The organism is Pseudorhodoplanes sp. (assembly GCF_035565855.1).
Lineage (GTDB): Bacteria > Pseudomonadota > Alphaproteobacteria > Rhizobiales > Xanthobacteraceae > Pseudorhodoplanes.
Genome location: NZ_DATMRX010000101.1, coordinates 1 through 17,626, shown reverse-complemented (window position 1 = coordinate 17,626; position 17,626 = coordinate 1). Strand labels below are relative to the sequence as shown.

16 protein-coding genes are annotated in these 17,626 nt (G+C 63.1%); 7 read left to right on the top strand and 9 right to left on the bottom strand.

The features are described 5' to 3' along the window. Positions 1-1,526: ABC transporter ATP-binding protein/permease (locus VN004_RS05675; RefSeq protein ID WP_325607864.1), on the bottom strand; the 1,526-nt coding region annotated here is incomplete at its 3' end. Between the two features lie 209 nt (positions 1,527-1,735). On the opposite strand from VN004_RS05675, the gene VN004_RS05670 reads away from it, so the two are divergent. Then, entirely contained in the window at positions 1,736-2,341 is a 606-nt protein-coding gene (locus VN004_RS05670) for a TIGR00730 family Rossman fold protein (RefSeq protein WP_325607868.1), read from the top strand. A gap of 124 nt (positions 2,342-2,465) precedes the next feature. Here VN004_RS05670 and cimA read toward each other — a convergent pair whose 3' ends face one another. From cimA to cysS, 3 genes are all read right to left on the bottom strand, one after another. Continuing rightward, entirely contained in the window at positions 2,466-4,061 is a 1,596-nt protein-coding gene (gene cimA / locus VN004_RS05665; RefSeq protein WP_325607862.1) for a citramalate synthase, read from the bottom strand. 200 nt (positions 4,062-4,261) lie between these two features. Further along, on the bottom strand, positions 4,262-4,771 hold the full coding sequence (locus VN004_RS05660) for a GNAT family N-acetyltransferase (protein ID WP_325607860.1): 510 nt from the start codon (positions 4,769-4,771) through the stop codon (positions 4,262-4,264). Next, positions 4,771-6,117 carry a cysteine--tRNA ligase gene (gene cysS, locus VN004_RS05655; RefSeq protein WP_325607858.1) on the bottom strand — a complete coding sequence of 449 codons (1,347 nt, stop codon included), beginning with the start codon at positions 6,115-6,117 and terminating at the stop codon, positions 4,771-4,773. The genes VN004_RS05660 and cysS overlap by 1 nt, the downstream gene beginning before the upstream one ends. Positions 6,118-6,380: 263 nt before the next feature. On the opposite strand from cysS, the gene VN004_RS05650 reads away from it, so the two are divergent. Then, the gene (locus tag VN004_RS05650) at positions 6,381-6,689 is read left to right on the top strand and encodes a hypothetical protein (RefSeq protein ID WP_325607856.1); all 309 of its coding nucleotides are present in this window, start codon (positions 6,381-6,383) and stop codon (positions 6,687-6,689) included. A gap of 126 nt (positions 6,690-6,815) precedes the next feature. Further along, the gene (locus tag VN004_RS05645) at positions 6,816-9,086 is read left to right on the top strand and encodes a hybrid sensor histidine kinase/response regulator (protein ID WP_325607854.1); all 2,271 of its coding nucleotides are present in this window, start codon (positions 6,816-6,818) and stop codon (positions 9,084-9,086) included. Positions 9,087-9,119: 33 nt separating this feature from the next. Here VN004_RS05645 and VN004_RS05640 read toward each other — a convergent pair whose 3' ends face one another. Then, entirely contained in the window at positions 9,120-9,323 is a 204-nt protein-coding gene (locus VN004_RS05640; RefSeq protein ID WP_325607852.1) for a DUF2783 domain-containing protein, read from the bottom strand. A 129-nt stretch (positions 9,324-9,452) separates the two neighbouring features. Between VN004_RS05640 and VN004_RS05635 the strand changes: the two genes are divergently transcribed. Further along, positions 9,453-9,872 (top strand): four-helix bundle copper-binding protein, encoded by a 420-nt coding sequence (locus VN004_RS05635; protein ID WP_325607850.1) that lies wholly within the window; start codon positions 9,453-9,455, stop codon positions 9,870-9,872. A gap of 44 nt (positions 9,873-9,916) precedes the next feature. Here VN004_RS05635 and VN004_RS05630 read toward each other — a convergent pair whose 3' ends face one another. Genes VN004_RS05630 through hmgA form a run of 4 tightly spaced genes read right to left on the bottom strand, consistent with a single transcriptional unit; the run spans position 9,917 to position 14,862 of the window. Further along, positions 9,917-11,521, bottom strand: coding sequence for an FAD-dependent oxidoreductase (locus VN004_RS05630; protein WP_325607848.1), 1,605 nt, complete (start codon positions 11,519-11,521; stop codon positions 9,917-9,919). 37 nt (positions 11,522-11,558) lie between these two features. Then, positions 11,559-12,509, bottom strand: coding sequence for an MBL fold metallo-hydrolase (locus VN004_RS05625; protein ID WP_325607846.1), 951 nt, complete (start codon positions 12,507-12,509; stop codon positions 11,559-11,561). A gap of 36 nt (positions 12,510-12,545) precedes the next feature. Then, entirely contained in the window at positions 12,546-13,565 is a 1,020-nt protein-coding gene (locus tag VN004_RS05620) for a fumarylacetoacetate hydrolase family protein (RefSeq protein ID WP_325607844.1), read from the bottom strand. A gap of 1 nt (position 13,566) precedes the next feature. After that, on the bottom strand, positions 13,567-14,862 hold the full coding sequence (hmgA, locus tag VN004_RS05615; RefSeq protein ID WP_325607866.1) for a homogentisate 1,2-dioxygenase: 1,296 nt from the start codon (positions 14,860-14,862) through the stop codon (positions 13,567-13,569). Between the two features lie 483 nt (positions 14,863-15,345). Here hmgA and VN004_RS05610 point away from each other — a divergent pair, with 483 nt between their 5' ends. The 3 genes from VN004_RS05610 to VN004_RS05600 form a co-directional block, all read left to right on the top strand. Then, complete coding sequence (locus VN004_RS05610) at positions 15,346-16,860, top strand: DEAD/DEAH box helicase (protein WP_325607842.1); 1,515 nt, start codon at positions 15,346-15,348, stop codon at positions 16,858-16,860. A 23-nt stretch (positions 16,861-16,883) separates the two neighbouring features. After that, the gene (gene infA, locus VN004_RS05605; RefSeq protein ID WP_325607840.1) at positions 16,884-17,156 is read left to right on the top strand and encodes a translation initiation factor IF-1; all 273 of its coding nucleotides are present in this window, start codon (positions 16,884-16,886) and stop codon (positions 17,154-17,156) included. Between the two features lie 269 nt (positions 17,157-17,425). Continuing rightward, positions 17,426-17,626 (top strand): PilZ domain-containing protein (locus tag VN004_RS05600; RefSeq protein ID WP_325607838.1); only part of this gene is annotated, 201 nt, incomplete at its 3' end.

The window sequence follows — 17,626 nt, the reverse complement described above, 5'->3', positions numbered from 1 at the left end:
ATCGTGCGCGCAATGGCGACGCGCTGCTTCTCCCCGCCCGACAGCTTGAGCCCGCGCTCGCCGACTTCGGTCTCGTAGCCTTTCGGACTCATCCGGATGAAGCCGTCGATCTGCGCCAGCCGCGCCGCCTCCTCGACTTCCTCGTCGTTCGCATCCCAGCGGCCGTAGCGGATGTTGTATCGCAAGGTGTCGTTGAACAGCACCGTATCCTGCGGGACCATACCGATCGCGGAGCGCAGCGAGACCTGGGTCACATCACGGATGTCCTGACCATCGATCAGGATCCGCCCGCCGGTCACATCATAGAAGCGAAACAGCAGCCGCGAGATGGTCGACTTGCCCGCCCCGGAAGGCCCGACGATCGCGACGGTGCGCCCGGCCGGCACCTCGAAGCTGATCGATTTGAGGATCGGACGCGTCGGCTCATAGGCGAAGCTGACATTGTCGAATGTGATGGCGCCGCGGTCGATCCGAAGCGCCGGCGCACCCGGCTTGTCCTTGATCTCCGGGTCGCGCGACAGGATATGGAACATGGTTTCGATATCGGTGACCGCCTGTTTGATCTCGCGATAGACCATGCCCATGAAATTCAGCGGCTGATAGAGCTGGATCATCATGGCGTTGATCATGACGAAGTCGCCAACCGAATTGGTGCCGGCCTGGATGCCGCGGGCGCACATCACCATGACGGCGGCAAGTCCCGCGCTGAAGATCGCCGCCTGACCGGCATTGAGCACCGCCAGCGACGTGTAGGTCTGCACGCTCGCCTTCTCGTAGCGCTCCATCGAGCGGTCGTAGCGCTGTGCTTCGCGCTCCTCGGCGGTGAAGTATTTCACCGTCTCGTAATTCAGCAGCGAGTCGATCGCCTTGGTATTCGCCTCGGTGTCGCTCTCATTCATCCGCTTGCGGATCGCGATGCGCCACTCGGTCGCGAAATAGGTGTAGGCCATATAGGCCGTGACCGTCGCAAGGATCACCGCGACGTAGCGCCAGTCGAATTGCCACAGCAGGACACCGACGATCAGGCCGACTTCGAGAATGGTCGGCATGAGTTGCAGGATCACCATCCGGACGATGGTCTCGATGCCGTTCCGGCCCCGCTCCAGCACGCGGGTCAAACCGCCGGTCTTGCGTTCCAGGTGGAAACGCAACGACAGCTGATGCATGTGTTCGAAGGTCAGGAGGGCGAGCCTTCGCACCGCGTGCATCGCCACCTTGGCGAACAGCCCGTCGCGAAGCTGGGTGAGAAGCGCCATCACCACGCGCATGCCGCCATAGGCGAGCGTCATGGCGATCGGCGCCGCGACGACCCACGTCATCCAGGAGGACGCTTCGACCGGCGCGCTGGGATGGCCCGCCAGGGCGTCGGTCGCCCATTTGAACGTGAACGGCACGGCAATGGTCGCGAGCTTGGCCAGCGCCAGCAGCACCATCGCCCACATGACCCGCATCTTCAGGTCGGCGCGATCGCCCGGCCAGATATAGGGCCAGAGCGCCAGCAAGGTGCGGAATAACCCCTTCTGCATGATGCCCCGCGGCCTTGGGGGAGCGCCGGCGGGGGCGGTGTTATCGGTCATCAGTGAAGGGGCACAGCCAGATCGTTAGGGGGTCTATGGCGCATATATAGGCTGGGCGCGACCCGTTTGTTAGCATGCTTGGAATAGGCGCAGTGAAGGGCTACATCAACCCGGCTTTCAACGCCCCCCTTGCCCCATTGCCGATGCAAAGTGATCGCATGAGCACGATTCGGAATATCTGCGTCTATTGCGGCTCCGGCCCCGGAAACGATCCGCGTTTCGTCAAGGCGGCCCACGCCTTTGGCGGTATTCTGGCGGACAACAACATCGGCCTGGTCTTTGGCGGCGGGTCGGTCGGGCTGATGGGCGCGGTGGCGGCGGCGACCATCGCCCGCGGCGGACGGGTCACGGGCATCATCCCGGAGTTCCTGTCGAACCGCGAACGCCCTTTTACGGACGCTCAGGAACTGATCGTCACCAGGGACATGCATGAGCGCAAGCGCATCATGTTCGAGCGCTCCGACGCTTTCGTGGCGTTCCCCGGCGGGGTCGGCACCCTGGAGGAGCTGGTCGAGCAACTCACCTGGGCGCAGCTCGGCCGCCACCGGAAGCCGATTCTGGCCGCCAATATCGGCGGGTTCTGGGACCCCCTTTGCGTCCTCCTCGATCACATGCGTTCGCTCGACTTCATCCGCAGCGGCCTGTCGGTGAGCCTCCTGGTGGCGGACCGGGTCGAGGACATCCTGCCGAAGCTGCAGGAAGCCGCCCGCCCGGTGCCGGAAGCCGAGAAGCTGATGGAGACCGGCACCGCCGAGCGGTTATGAGCCGCTTTCGATGAACGTGACGGCCTCGATGAAATTGCCCGTCCGGACCACGAATGAGGGCGGAATAATAGCCGTCAGCATCCCGAGCGGCCGAGATCCCGGACCGGGATGGAGACGTGCTCGATCACGCCTTCGCGCCTGAGCGCACCAGCTTGTAGACGATCGAGTCCATCAAGGCCTGAAAGGACGCATCGATGATGTTCGATGACACGCCGACCGTGGTCCAGCTTTCGCCGGCCTCGTCCTCGCTCTCGATCAGCACGCGCGTCACTGCTTCGGTACCCGCATTCAGGATCCGCACGCGGTAATCGGTCAGCTTCAGGCCTTCGATGAATTTCTGATACTTGCCGAGGTCCTTTCGCAGCGCCACGTCGAGCGCATTGACGGGTCCGTTGCCCTCGCCTGCCGAGATCAAAGTCTCGCCGTCCACTTTCACCTTCACCACCGCCATCGCCACGGTGACGCGTTTGCCCAGCGCGTTGTAGCGCTGTTCGACATTCACATCGAACTGCTCGACGTCGAAATAATCCGGCACCGTGCCGAGGATGCGTCTTGCGAGCAATTCGAACGAGGCATCCGCGCCTTCATAGGCATAGCCCATGGCTTCGCGTTCCTTGACCTCCTCGAGTAGGCGGGCGATCCGCGGGTCGCTCTTGTCGACCGACAGACCGATCCGCTCCAGCTCGGCAAGGAGGTTCGACCGGCCGCCCTGATCGGACACCAGCACGCGGCGGCGATTGCCGACCGCCTCGGGCGGCACGTGCTCGTAAGTCTGAGGCTCCTTCACGAGCGCCGAAGCGTGAATGCCGGCCTTGGTCGCAAAGGCGCTGTCGCCGACATAAGGAGCATGCCGGTTCGGTGCCCTGTTGAGCAGATCGTCGAACTTGCGCGATACGCTGGCGAGGGTCTTCAACTGGCCGTCCGAGACGCCAATGTCGAATTTTTCGGCGAATTCCTTTTTCAGCTTCAACGTCGGGATGATCGAGACGAGGTTGGCGTTGCCGCAGCGTTCGCCGATTCCGTTCAGCGTGCCCTGGATCTGGCGCGCACCGGCGCGCACCGCGGCGAGCGAATTGGCGACCGCCTGTTCGGTGTCGTTATGCGCATGAATACCGACATGATCGTCGGGGATGACCTTCACAACGTCACGGACGATGGCTTCGATTTCGTGCGGCAGCGTACCGCCATTGGTGTCGCACAGCACCACCCAGCGCGCGCCGGAATCATAGGCCGCCTTGGCGCAGGCCAGCGCATATTCGGGATTTGCCTTGTAGCCATCGAAGAAATGCTCGCAATCGACCAGCACTTCCCTGCCCCGCTGCTTCGCAGCGGTGACGCTGTCGCGGATCGAGGCGAGGTTTTCTTCATTGGTCGTCTCGAGGGCGACCCTGACGTGATAATCCCAGGACTTCGCAACAAAGCAGATCGCATCGGCCTTCGCCTCGAGCAAGGCGGCAAGGCCGGGATCGTTCGACGCCGAGCGGCCGGGACGCCGTGTCATTCCGAATGCGGTGAAGGTCGCGTTCAGATCGCGCTCTTTGGAGAACAGCTCGGTGTCGGCCGGATTTGCGCCGGGATAGCCGCCCTCCACATAATCGATGCCGAGCTGATCCAGCATGTCAGCGATCTGGATCTTGTCGTTGATGGTGAAGTCGACGCCGTTGGTCTGCGCGCCATCGCGCAAGGTCGTGTCGAACAGGTAAAGCCGCTCTCGGGTCATGATCTCACCAGAACCCGTAAAGCTTCAGCGCGATCGCCACGGCAGCCGCGATCAGCACCAGCTTCAATACAATAGAGCCAGTGCTGCGGAAACGGCGTGTCCGGGCGTTTCATCGCATCACCATAGATAGTAATTGGCCGCCAGAGCGAAGGCGACGACGATGGCGATGATTCCGACGACGAGATGATGCTTTTGCAAATTCATTGTAATGTTGTCCCCGCGGGAGCGCGGAGCACCTTTTCCATGGTGGTGTTGGCGAGCCATTCCTCGCCGCGCAAAACCGTGTTGCGGCTTCTTGCGGTGTAGCCTCGGGCGCGAAAGAAATCCTGCGCGGAGTCGCTGGCCTCGACCGTAAGCTTGTCCGCACCGCGCGCCGCGGCAAGCTTTTCCAGTGCATCGATCAGCATCGTGCCGGCACCCTGCCTCGCGGCGGCCGGGTGCACGTAAAGCATGTCGATAACGTCCGGACCTTTCAGCGACGTAAAGCCGACCGGCGCGCCGTCCAGCGTCGCGAGCAGCGTGAGCTGATCCGCCAGCCGCTTTCCGAAGGCAGCCTCGTCGTCGGCAGCCTCGATCCACGCCTCGATCTGCGCGTCGGAATAATCCTCGATCGCCAGTTCCTGCACGCTGCCACGGAAGATCTCGGCGAGAAGCGGGACATCGTCCGGCAGCATCGGCCGGAGGGCGAAGGTCTGCGAGGCCGGGGACATCAGCGCGCGACCTCCCAGGTGGTGCCATCCTTTGAATCGGTGAGCTTGATGCCCATGGCGGCAAGCTCATCGCGAATGCGATCGGACTCGGCCCAGTTCTTGACCGCGCGGGCGGCATTGCGCGCCGCGATGCGCTTTTCGATTTCCGCCGGCTCCACCGCGAGTTCGGGGGCGTGATCCTGTTGCCACGCCTTCAGCTCGGCCTCGCGGAAGCCGAAAAACGCCAGCGTGCCCGCCAGTGCCTTGCGGCCCGCCGCATTCCGCAGCGCATGCATTTCGGCGATCGCTTTCGGCGTGTTGAGATCGTCGAGCAAGGCGTCGAGGACGCCCGGCGCCGGCCGTGGCTCCGCTTCACTCGCCGCAAATTCAAAGAAGCCGGACAGCGCCTTCTCGGCTTCCTGCAACCCCTTGACGGTCCAGTTGATCGGCTGGCGGTATTGCGTCGCGAGCATGGCCAGGCGCACGACATCCCCCGGCCAATCGGCCAGGACTTCGCGGATCGTGATGAAGTTGCCGAGGCTCTTCGACATCTTCTCGCCTTCGACCTGCAGAAACCCGTTATGCATCCAGACATTCGCCATGACAGGCGTGTGAAAGGCGCAGCGCGATTGCGCGATCTCGTTCTCATGATGCGGGAACACGAGATCGATCCCGCCGCCATGGATGTCGAAGGTCTCGCCGAGATGCTTCCACGACATCGCGGAGCATTCGATATGCCAGCCCGGACGGCCGGGCGTTGATATCCCGCAAGGCGACGGCCAGGCCGGTTCGCCCTCCTTCGAGGGCTTCCACAGGACGAAGTCCTGGTCGTGCCGCTTGTACGGCGCGACATCGACGCGCGCGCCCGCGATCATCTCGTCCAGCGGACGCTTCGACAGCTTGCCGTAGTCCGGCATCGAGGGAACCGAAAACAGCACATGCTCGTCGGCGACATAGGCATGCCCGGAGGCCACCAGCCGCTCGATCAAGGTCTTCATTTCGCCGATATGCTCGGTCGCCCGCGGCTCGACATTGGGCGGCAGACAGCCGAGCGCGGCGACGTCGGCCTTGAAATTGGCATAGGTGCTTTCGGTCAATTCGCGGATCGAGATGCCCTGCTCCGCGGCCCGCGCGTTGATCTTGTCGTCAACGTCGGTGATGTTGCGGACATAGGTGACATGGTCGGCGCCATAGAGATGGCGCAGCAGCCGGTACAGCACGTCGAACACGATCACCGGCCGGGCATTGCCGATATGGGCAAAGTCATAGACCGTCGGCCCGCACACATACATGCGCACGTTGGCCGGATCGAGCGGCCGGAACACCCGCTTCTCGCGCGAGAGCGTATCGTAGAGCTTGAGCTCCATCGTCGATTCAATCCTCAGGCCCTGCTGGCCCGGGCGTTCTGTTCATCGCGATGGATAAAAGACAGCCGCAGCCAGCGTTTGGGCGCTAGCGAATAATCCCCCGGCAAATGCCGATAATTGCGTGGCGGGCCGTCATGGCGCGGAAAATGTGGGAAAATGGCCGCTTCGTCAAGAGATTAGGGCGAAACAAATTTCGGTTAACAAAGCCTTAGGAAATTGGGCGCAAATTGAGGCAGCCGCCTCCCGATGGTACGAGCTCCTCCATGCGATTCCTGCTGGCACTCTGCCTGACCGTGATCGTCCTGCCGGCAACCCTTGTCGCGGCGTCAGCGGAAAAACGGACCTTCATCATCGCCAACAGTCCGGACGGCTATGGCGTGGACCGTTGCCTTGCCAAGGGAGACGCCTGCGGTGCCGCGGCAGCGGCGGCCTATTGCCAGGCGAGGCAATTCAGGACCGCAGCCTCCTACCGCAGGGTCGATCGCGACGAGATCACCGGCGCGGTCCCCTCCAGCGCCGCTTGCGGACGCAACGGTTGCGACGAGTTCGTCGCGATCGAATGCAGGCGCTGATCCGCGATCAAGCGAAAAAGTTCCCGCTGCATGGCTCGCGTCGGACCGTAATCGGCCGCGTCTTGGAAAGGCTGCAACTCGTCAGTAGGATTGAGTCTCCATCAGTCCTGCCGCCCTTCCTCATCCATGATCGCAGCCAGTCAGACCAAGCCGAGCGACGCGCGCGATCAGCGAACAGCAAGGAAAGAGTTAGCCGCCACGCTGCGGCCGCTGCGGCTTCTGGTGGCCGCTTCGATTTTACTTCCGGTCGCGATTTTCGCCATCGCCGCATGGATTTCTTACCATCAGCATCTGACCGAAGCGCGCGGCCGTGTGCAGCGAAACCTGAACACGATCTATGAGCACGCGCTGAAGGTGTTCGACACGTTCGAACTGAGTGCCCGCTACCTCGATGAGCTGATTGCGGGAACGTCCGAAAGCGACATCCGCAAGAACGAGGCCACTTATAATGCGCGACTGAAGTCGGTCACCGATGCGCTGCCCCAGTTGCGGGATCTCTGGGTGATCTCCGCGACCGGCGCACCTCTGGTGTCCGGCACCGTGTTTCCGATGCCGAAACTCGACCTTTCGGATCGCGAATATTTTCGCCTCCAGCGCGACAATCCGAACCAGGGCATCTATGTCAGCGAAGTGATCAAGGCACGCGCGGCTGACACCAGCTTCTTCACGCTGAGCCGCCGCATACCGGGGCCAAAGTTTCGCGGGGTGACGGCGGTCTCGATCGCGCCCGAATATTTCATCAACTTCTATGCGCAGCTTCCCCCGCCCGGCGTGTTTGCCCTGATCCGCGGCGACGGCGCGATCCTCGCCCGCCACCCGGACCTGTCGCAACGCCTTGAACGCCTTGCACCGGATTCCACGGTCATGCGCAGCATCAAGGAGCATCCCGAGGAAGGCTTCGTTTCGGGAACGTCGGCCTTCGACGGCCATACGCGTCTGTTCGCCTATCGGAAGATGCCGCGCTACGACATCTATGTCGTGTCCGGTGTGCAGAGCGATGTCGTCATTCGCGACTGGCTCAGGCACATGGGCAGCCATCTGATTTTCGGTCTGCCTGCCACAGTCGCGATGATCGGACTTGGAATCATTGCGCTTCGCCGCACACGCCGCGAAGCGCTCGCTCATTCGCAGTTGCAGGAAGAAGTCACGAGGCGCGAGCGCACCGAGCTCGCCTTGCAGCAGGCCCTGAAGATGGAAGCGGTGGGGCGCCTCACCGGCGGCGTCGCCCACGATTTCAACAATCTGCTCACCGCAATTCTCGGAAATGTCGACCTCGCGCTGCGGCGCGTTCCGGAAAGCGAAGAGCGCCTGCGCCGCTCTCTCAACTCCGCTCGCCAGGCGTCCGAGCGCGCGGCGAGTCTCGTGCAGCGGTTGCTCGCCTTCTCCAGGCAACACCCGCTCGAGGAAAAGGCGGTCGACGTCAACCGGCTCGTGCAGGGCATGTCGGATCTGTTGCGCCGGACCATCGGCGAGACCATCACCGTCGAGACTGTACTCGCGGCCGGATTGTGGAAGACGGCCGTCGACCCGAACCAGCTGGAAAATGCGCTCCTCAATCTTGCGGTCAACGCTCGCGACGCGATGCCTGAGGGCGGCCGGCTCACCATCGAGACCGCCAACACCTATCTCGACGACGCCTATGTCGCCTCCAATGCGGGCGACGTCCCGTCCGGCCAATATGTGTTGGTCGCGGTCAGCGACACCGGCAGCGGAATGACCAAGGACGTGGTCGATCGCGCCTTCGAGCCGTTCTTCACGACGAAGCCGACCGGCGCGGGCACGGGCCTCGGACTCAGCATGGTGTATGGCTTCGTGAAACAGTCACGCGGGCATATCAAGATTTACAGCGAGCCCGGCGAAGGCACCTCCGTCAAGATCTACCTGCCGCGATTGACGGATGATGCCAACGTCGAGCCATGGGTGCCGAACGAACCCGCGCGCAGTACGCAGCCGCAGGCCAAGCGGCCGGAACAGATCCTTCTTGTCGAGGACGATGAAGAGGTGAACCGCTTCTCGACCGAAGTGCTGCGGGACGCAGGGTATGAGGTGATCTCGACCCACGAGGCGGCAAGCGGGTTGCGCCTGCTCGACGCCAATCCCGAAGTCAGGCTGCTGTTCACCGACGTCGTCCTGCCGGGAGGCATGAACGGGCGTCAGCTCGCGGACGAAGCGTTGCGCCGGCGGCCGGACCTGCGCGTGCTGTTCACCACCGGCTATACCCGCAACGCCATCATCCATCACGGACGGCTGGATGCCGATGTCGAACTCCTGACCAAGCCTTTCACCTCGGAGGCTCTGGCAAAGAAGGTGCGGCAGATACTCGATCTCGATTCCGGAGATCCCGTCACCCGCGCCAGCGCAGTCCTCGAAGGCATCAAGAACAAGCGGCCGGATTGACGTCTCTCCGTCTCGGAAGGGAGCGCGTGCTCCTCATCGCGTCGCCAGCGATCCGCGTTTCGCCAGCGCGATCGCCTCGCGCAGCACATCCATGTCTCCGATGTGATTGGCGAGAATGAGCACGAGCTTCGCATCGAGTTCCGAGGCCTCCCGATCCGAGAGCCCCCGGCGGGCATCGATCAGAAGGCCGAAGGCCTGATCCGGCTCCGCGAAACGGGAATTTGTGGCAAGCGGCATCGCGGTGAACTCCATCTAACGAACCGGGAACTTCCATATATCTGATTTCGCGAAGGAACTTCGGCTCATCCGGAACCTACCAACCGCGGCGGGGTTATTCGGCACGCGCGTTTCAGGAAGGAAATACTCATGCCCGCCGTTGCCGTTCGATCGATGTTCCATTCGCTCCCGGAGCAGCCGAGCCACGCCGACACCATCAGCCATTGCATCGAGGCCTGTTTCGCATGCGTCGAAACCTGCACGGCATGCGCTGACGCCTGCCTCGCCGAAAAGCAGGTCGAGCGGCTGATCACCTGCATTCGCCTGAACCAGGATTGTGCTGCGGTCTGCGCCGCGACCGGAAGCATCCTGTCGCGCGCGAACAAGGTTGGTCACCGGCAGCTTCTTGAAGCGCAACTCACCACCTGCATCGCCTTCGCCCGCAGTTGCGCGGCAGAATGCCAGCGGCATGCCGACATGCACAAGCATTGCGAGGTCTGCGCGAGGGCTTGTCAGCATTGCGTGGACGCCTGCACCGGAATGCTGGCATCGATGCGCATGCCGACCTGACGGCGGTTGCAGACGGACCGCACAGGGATCGTCTCCGAATCCCTTCAGCGAGCCAAGGCGCGATCGCGCGCTGCCCTGATCTTGGCTTCTGTGGGTCGCCGCCACCGCGCGCAGATATGCTGATCCGGGCGAAGTAAATAGCCGCTGCCCGGCTGCGCATCGAATCTCTTCGCGAAATCGCCACGCGCATCGCGGATGTCCTGGCCAATCACTGTCAGCTTGATGCCGGACGGCACCGAAGGCGGCGCTCCATCCGCGACATAGAGCAGTTCGAATCCATCCGACAGCTTTTCCACCAGATAGCAGGGTGACCCGTCGGCCGCGGTCATCGCGGAATCGACGGCCGCCCCGCCCAGCTGAGCCGCGCCGGCGAAGCTGTCCTCGTCCGGGGTCGATAGCGGGCTGTCGTAAATGCTGGCAACGGACAGCCGGCCGGAATTCACCATGCGTCTTGCGAAATCAGCATGCGGCGCGAGCGACAGCACCGCATTGCGCAACGTGCGCTCCGCGGGCGAACGCGGCGCGATGAAATCGGTCGAGCGCGTCGAGTGACCGATATTCTCGTCGGCCGCCTGGGTGCGTTCGATGTCGTAACTCTCGATGAGCCGCTCATCGGCCTCGCCGCGCAGCACGGCAACGAGCTTCCAGGCAAGGTTTTCGGCATCCTCGACGCCGGAATTCGCACCGCGCGCACCGAACGGCGAGACCTGATGCGCCGAATCGCCGGCGAAAACCACCCGCCCATGCACGAAGCGATCGATGCGCCGGCAGTTGAAGCGATAGATCGATACCCAGTCCACGTGGAAGTCGCGGTCGCCCAGCATGCGGCGGATCCGCGGCGTGTAATTCTCCGGCTTCAGTTCCTCTTCGATATTCGCATCGGGCCCGAGTTGCAGATCGACGCGCCACGATTCATCGGGCTGGCGGTGCATCAGCGCCGATTGTCCGGAATGGAATGGCGGATCGAACCAGAAGCGCCGCTCGGTTGGAATATCGTCCGCGGGCATGCGCAAATCGGCGATCAGGAATTTTTCCTCGAAGGTATGGCCCTTGAATTCGAGACCGAGCAATTCGCGCACAGTCGAACGCGCACCATCGGCAGCGACAACCCATGTCGCATCGAGCTTGTAAGGCCCGTCCGGCGTTTCGATCGTCAGCGTCGCGCCATCATTGCGTCTGTCGACGCCGGTCACCCGATTGCGCCAGCGCAAATCGATAGCGGGAATCTCTTCAACGCGGTCGACCAGGGCCTTCTCCAGATAGAATTGCTGGAGGTTGATGAAGGCCGGCATCTTGTGCCCATCCTCGGGCAGGAGGTCGAACGAATAAACCAGCTGATCGCCGAGAAAGACTTTCCCGAGCTTCCAGGTCACGCCCATATTGACGAGCTTCTCGCCGACACCCAGACGGTCCCAGATTTCCAGCGCGCGCTTCGAATAACAAAGGCCGCGCGAGCCCTCCCCGATCCGATCGGCATCGTCCAGCAGCACCGACGGCACGCCGCGCTGCGCAAGATCGATCGCCATCGACAAGCCCACCGGACCCGCGCCGACAATCACCACATTGTGCCGGACAGGCTTTTGCGCGTCCTGATCAGGGGAACGCCGGTAGCCGAAGTGAAACAGCGACTTCCGTTCGTTGGCGGCCACGGCGGTCCTCCCTGTGTCGCTTTTGTCGTTGCGCCGCTTATCCTTGTAATGCGGCCCACATTTCGCGATCGCGTTCGGCCGTCCAGATCACCGGATGCTCGATGCCCTTGGCTTCGTCATAGGCACGCGCGACGTTGAACGGCATGCAGTGTTCGTAAATCGCGTAACTGGAGAATTTCGGATCCATCGCCTCGCGAGCGGCGGCGAAGGCTTCCTTCAGCGAGAGGCCTTTTGCGACGCTCTTCTGCGCGGAGCCGTACAGCGTCGCAAGAAAATCGCGGGTGCCTTCGATGCCGGCCTGGACCTTGTCCGGGGTCGCGAGTGCCGCGCCACGGCCGGGCACCAGCGCGTTGGCCTTGAACTGCGCCAGCCGGTCCAGCGTCTTCGGCCAATCGGCGAGATGCGCATCACCGCAATAACAGGCCGAGTGATATTCCACGAGATCGCCGGAAAACACGACATTGGCATCCGGCACCCAGGCGATCACATCGCCCGCTGTGTGGCCGCGGCCGATATGCATGATCCGCACTTCGCGCTTGCCGAGCCAGACCGACATCTGCTGCTGGAAAGTAATGGTCGGCCAGGTCAGACCCGGGATCGACTCCACCGCACGGAACAAGCGCGGGAAGCGGCCGATCTCGGAATCCTTGTCCTGCTGGCCGCGTTCGACGATCAGGTCCCGTGTCGTATCGGACGCCAGAATTTCGGCATCGTCGTAGGCCGATGCGCCCAGCACGCGGACGGCGTGATAATGGCTGAGCAGCACATATTTGATCGGCTTGTCGGTGACCTTGCGAACCCGCTCGATGACTTCCAGCGCCATCACCGGGGTCGCCTGGGCGTCCACGACCATGACGCCATCGTCACCGATGATGATCCCGGAATTCGGATCACCTTCTGCGGTGAAGGCGTAAAGATCGCGACCGATTTCGTCGAACGAAATGGTCTTCTCTGCAGTGTCGCCCGTCGAGGCAAAGCCCTTGGCCATTGTCCACCCCGTGCCGCGCTTCCGCGGTCGCAATTGTTATTTGGAAGGAGCGTAGCGTACCACCTCCTGCTCGATCGTCCCAAAGATCGAGCGGCCGTCCTTGTCGTTCATCTCGATGCGAACCTTGTCGCCATATCGCAGGAACGGCGTCGACGGCTTGCCGTGCAGGATCGTCTCCACCGTGCGGATTTCGGCAATGCAGGAATAGCCGAGGCCGCCTTCGGAAATCGGCTTGCCGGGACCGCCATCCGCGTCGCGATTCGACACCGTACCCGCGCCGAGGATCGTGCCAGCGCCGAGCGGCCGGGTCCTCGCGGCATGCGCGATCAATGTCGGGAAGTCGAACGTCATATCGACCGCGCACATCGGCTTGCCGAACGGCTTGCCGTTGATGAAGCTCAGCAGCGGCAGATCGATCTTTGCGCCGTCCCAAGCCTTGCCGAGTTCATCCGGCGTCACCGCAACCGGCGTGAAGGCCGATGGCGGCTTCGATTGAAGGAAGCCGAATCCCTTCGGCAATTCGACGGGAACGATGTTGCGCAGCGTGACGTCGTTGACGAGCATGATCAGCCGGATCGCCTTCGCGGCCTCTTCCCGCGACGCGCCCATCGGCACGTCGCCCAGGATCACGACCACTTCGGCCTCAATATCCGCGCCCCAGGACTCGTCGGCGAGCGGGATCGGGTCGTGCGGCGCCATCGTGATATCGGAGATGCCCTGATACATCAGCGGATCGGTCCAGAACGACTCCGGCACCTCGGCGCCCCTCGCCTTCCGCACCAGCGCAACGTGGTTCACGTAGGCCGAGCCGTCGAGCCATTGAAACGCGCGCGGCAACGGCGACGCGGCCTTCGCGGGATCGAACGGCATATGCGCGATCCGGTTGGCCTCGAGCGCATCCGCGATCTCGGTCAGACGCGGTACCACCGCGCTCCAGTCGTCCAATGCGGCCTGCAATGTCGGAGCAACCGCGGACGCATCCGCGCAGCGCGACAGATCGCGCGACACAACGACGAGGCGGCCGTCGCGGCCGCTTTTCAGGGAAGCAAGTTTCATGTCAGCGCGGCTCGCGGCGGTTGGGATCGAAATGCTTCTTCAGGCCCTTCCAGCAGTCGATGTAATCGTCCTGCCGGGCCTCGTGTTCTGCCGCGTATTTGGTAACACGCTGACGGAAGCGCGTTTCAAACATAAAGGCCAGCGTGTTGGCAAGCTTCACCGGCTTCAGCTCGACATTGCTCGCCTGTTCGAATGCATCGACGTCCGGCCCATGCGGCAGCATCGTGTTGTGCAGCGAGAAGCCGCCGGGCACGAAACCTTCCGGCTTCGCATCATACACGCCGTATACCAGCCCCATGAATTCCGACATGATGTTGCGGTGATACCAGGGCGGCCGGAACGTGTTCTCGGCTACGCCCCAGCGCTCCGGGAAGATCACGAAGTCGATATTCGCCGTGCCCGGAGTTTCAGACGGAGAGGTCAGCACTGTGAAGATCGACGGATCAGGATGGTCGAACAGGATGGCGCCGACCGGCGAGAAATACCGCAGATTATATTTGTAGGGCGCATAATTGCCGTGCCACGCCACGACATCGAGCGGCGAATGCGGCATTCTGGTCTCGAACAACTCGCCGCCCCACTTCACGTACAGCGTGCAGGGCTCCTCGACATCTTCATAGGCTGCGACGGGCGTAAGGAAGTCGCGCGGATTGGCGAGGCAGTTGGCGCCGATTGGCCCGCGATCCGGCAGCGTGAAGGCGCCACCATAATTCTCGCAGACATAGGCCCGAGCCGGACCGTCCACGAGTTCGACGCGGAAGATGACGCCACGCGGGATCACGCAGATTTCGCCGGGCGCGATCTCGATCAGGCCGAACTCGGTGCGGAAGCGCAGATTGCCCTGCTGGGCGACAATCAGCATCTCGCCGTCGGCGTTGAAGAAATGCTCGCGCACCATCGACTCGGTGACGACGAGCACGTGCGCCGCCATGCCGCTCATCGACTCGCAGTCGCCGGCCACCGTGACGGTGCGCAACCCGGTGACGAAGGTGAGTTTTTCTTTCGGGATCGGCGTCGGGCTCCAGCGCAATTGCCCCAAAGTCAGATCGGTGTCATCGCGCTCGGGAGCCGTGCGGATGAGCCCCCGATCGATTTTCTTGAAGCGGCCGGTATGCCGCACGGTCGGACGGATGCGATAGAGCCAGGAGCGCTGGTTGGTCGCCTGCGGCGCGGTGAAAGGCGAGCCAGACAATTGCTCGGCATAGAGCCCGTAATTGATTTTCTGCGGCGAATTGCGGCCAACCGGCAGCGCACCGGGAAGCGCCTCGGTCTCGAACGAATTGCCGAACCCCGACATGTATTCGGCGGAATCGACCAGGGGTTCGGTGCGAATGCGGTCGGTGACCGCAGCCGGGGAAGCCTGACGTTTGACCCGCGGCGCGGAATCGATATCGGCCATCACGTATCCTCCCTGGTTGCGCACGCCATCCGTTTGCGGACGATCTGTCGGGTCGTCGCCTCGATAACCCTGCAATTGCAAATAGAAAACATAGTTACAGTCGCAACTAATGTCAATCGCACGCTCCGGTTCGGCTTTTTTTCCTTGTAACTGAGGACCGAACGGTCCATATGAGCGCCATACAGGTCGGCTCAATTCAGTGAGCCGCCCGCGGGCCGCGTGAACGAAAATCAGATTGCACCTCGTGCAGCGACTTTCGGCCCGCCAACACCCTCCCGATCACCGGCAGCCCTGACCACGCGGGATGTCTTTAAACCCCGCGCGTAGCGCCTGGCCTCGCGGTGAGGCCGGCGGAGCGTGCCGCATGAAAGAAACACTGTTTTGACAGCCTTCCTCGAACTTGGGCTCGCCGAGTCCATCACCCGTGCTCTCATTGAAGAGCGCTACGAAACCCCGACCCCCATTCAAGCGCAAACCATCCCCCACGTCCTCGCCGGGCGCGATGTCGTCGGTATCGCCCAAACCGGAACCGGCAAGACCGCGGCGTTTGCGCTGCCGATCCTGAACCATCTCGCCACCCATCCTCGCCGGCCCGAACGCAAGAGCTGCCGCATCCTGGTGCTGAGCCCGACGCGCGAATTGTCCGGCCAGATCATGGACAGCTTCCGGACATATGGCCGCCATCAGAAGGTCACCGTGAGTCTGGCCATCGGCGGCGTTCCTCTGGGCAGACAAGTCAGAGCTCTGTCGAACGGCTGCGATGTTCTGGTCGCAACGCCGGGCCGCCTGCTCGATCTTGTCAATTCGCGGGCACTGACCCTCGACAAGGTCGAAATCCTCGTCCTCGACGAGGCCGACCGGATGCTCGACATGGGCTTCATCCATGACATCCGCCGGATCGTTGCTCTTCTCCCGGCGGAGCGACAGACGCTGTTCTTCTCCGCCACCATGGCCCGCGAGACCGAAGACCTCGGCCGCATGATGCTTCGCGACCCCGCACGCGTTGCGGTGACGCCGCAAGCCTCGACGGCCGAGCGCGTGTCGCAGCGCGTCGTGCATATCGACAAGTCGGGCAAGTCGGGCCTCCTTGCCGAGCTGCTGCGAAACGAACCCATCGACCGCGCCATCGTCTTCACCCGGACGAAGCACGGCGCCGATCGCGTGGTGCGCCAGCTCGGACAGCAGGGTCTCGCCGCAGAAGCGATCCACGGCAACAAGTCGCAAGGCCAGCGCGAGCGGGCGCTCGCCGCCTTCCGCAACGGCAAGATCAAAACCTTGATCGCGACCGACATTGCCGCGCGCGGCATCGACGTCGATGGCATCACCCATGTCATCAATTTCGATTTGCCCAACGTGCCGGAAAGCTACGTCCACCGCATCGGCCGCACCGCGAGAGCCGGCGCCGAAGGCGTCGCGATCTCGTTTTGCGACCGCGAGGAGCGCGCCTATCTTCGCGACATCGAAAAGCTGATCCGCATGACGCTGCCATCGACGGACGGCCGGACCGGCCAGCCGATCGAGGCCAGCGCTGACCGGCCGGCACGCCAGGGCAAGGCCCAAGGCCGTGCTGCGGAAGGCCGTGCCGCGGAGGGCCGGTCTGCCGACAGCCGTTCTGCGGATGGCCAGCCGGGGCAAGCCAAGCCACGCAACCGCGCAGGCCAGCGCCGCCGCCGGCGCGAACGCGCCAATCAGGCGTCCGAGCAGGGGGCACGCCATCAGGGGCATGCCCGTGAAGCGTCCTTTGGCGGGTCGCAAGGATTGCCACAGGAAAGGGTTCCGGCCATGCCGAAAGCCAATGGCGAAACCGGCGACCTTGCGTTATCTTCCCTTGGATTCATGCAGGACCGCCGTCCCAGGCGCCGCGACACGCGGCGCGACGCGCAGGCCTCACGCTGATCCAGTTGCAGAAGGACTAGTGGATGTCGAAAGAAGAGATGCTCGAATTCGACGGCACCGTGACCGAGGTGCTGCCGGACGGGAATTTCCGCGTGAAGCTCGACAACGATCACGAGATCCTCGCCTATACTGCAGGCAAGATGCGCAAGTTCCGAATCCGCACCGGAGTCGGCGACCGCGTCATCGTGGAAATGTCGCCGTACGATCTGTCGCGCGGCCGGATCAGCTTCCGCCATCGTGGCAATGCCATGCCGGCGCCGCCGACCCGGCGGCAGACCTTCGTGCGCAAGCGCTAATAGGTCGTCGCGGCTGAAGCCCGCCTTTGGAAGTCATTGAGCCGCACGGCGCCCTCGCGCCGGGCGGCTTTTTCCTTCCCGGCCGGTCCCCCACGAAGAGTCCGGCATTGCCGCCGCAATCGCTCAAAACGCGCGCAAGGGCTTAACCGTCCGCTCAGCCCGACGGTCGGCTTTTCCAATCACGGTCTGCATCTTTGCGACGCCACCGCGTTATCGCCGAGCAGCGCGCGCCGCTCTCACCGCCGCTGCAGGCAATTGCGGGGAACGCCATGGAAGAGCGACGTCAGGCCAGCCGTTATGCGGCTTCGCAGAACGGTCGCATCATCTTCGGTGACGGCCATACGATCCCGTGCACCCTGCGCAACCTCTCGACCGATGGCGCCTGCCTGCAGGTCGAGGCGTTGGCTGCCGTGCCCCCTGTCGCGATCCCGGAGACATTCGACCTCGTCCTCGACGGCGACGAGCCCGAC

Coding starts and splice junctions, on each gene's coding strand:
- VN004_RS05660 (WP_325607860.1), bottom strand. CDS start 4,771: ATGTCCCCGGCCTCGCAGACCTTCGCCCTCCGGCCGATGCTGCCGGAC.
- cysS (WP_325607858.1), bottom strand. CDS start 6,117: ATGGAGCTCAAGCTCTACGATACGCTCTCGCGCGAGAAGCGGGTGTTC.
- cimA (WP_325607862.1), bottom strand. CDS start 4,061: ATGACCCGAGAGCGGCTTTACCTGTTCGACACGACCTTGCGCGATGGC.
- infA (WP_325607840.1), top strand. CDS start 16,884: ATGTCGAAAGAAGAGATGCTCGAATTCGACGGCACCGTGACCGAGGTG.
- VN004_RS05620 (WP_325607844.1), bottom strand. CDS start 13,565: ATGAAACTTGCTTCCCTGAAAAGCGGCCGCGACGGCCGCCTCGTCGTT.
- VN004_RS05640 (WP_325607852.1), bottom strand. CDS start 9,323: ATGCCGCTTGCCACAAATTCCCGTTTCGCGGAGCCGGATCAGGCCTTC.
- VN004_RS05635 (WP_325607850.1), top strand. CDS start 9,453: ATGCCCGCCGTTGCCGTTCGATCGATGTTCCATTCGCTCCCGGAGCAG.
- hmgA (WP_325607866.1), bottom strand. CDS start 14,862: ATGTCGGGGTTCGGCAATTCGTTCGAGACCGAGGCGCTTCCCGGTGCG.
- VN004_RS05625 (WP_325607846.1), bottom strand. CDS start 12,509: ATGGCCAAGGGCTTTGCCTCGACGGGCGACACTGCAGAGAAGACCATT.
- VN004_RS05650 (WP_325607856.1), top strand. CDS start 6,381: ATGCGATTCCTGCTGGCACTCTGCCTGACCGTGATCGTCCTGCCGGCA.
- VN004_RS05670 (WP_325607868.1), top strand. CDS start 1,736: ATGAGCACGATTCGGAATATCTGCGTCTATTGCGGCTCCGGCCCCGGA.
- VN004_RS05645 (WP_325607854.1), top strand. CDS start 6,816: ATGATCGCAGCCAGTCAGACCAAGCCGAGCGACGCGCGCGATCAGCGA.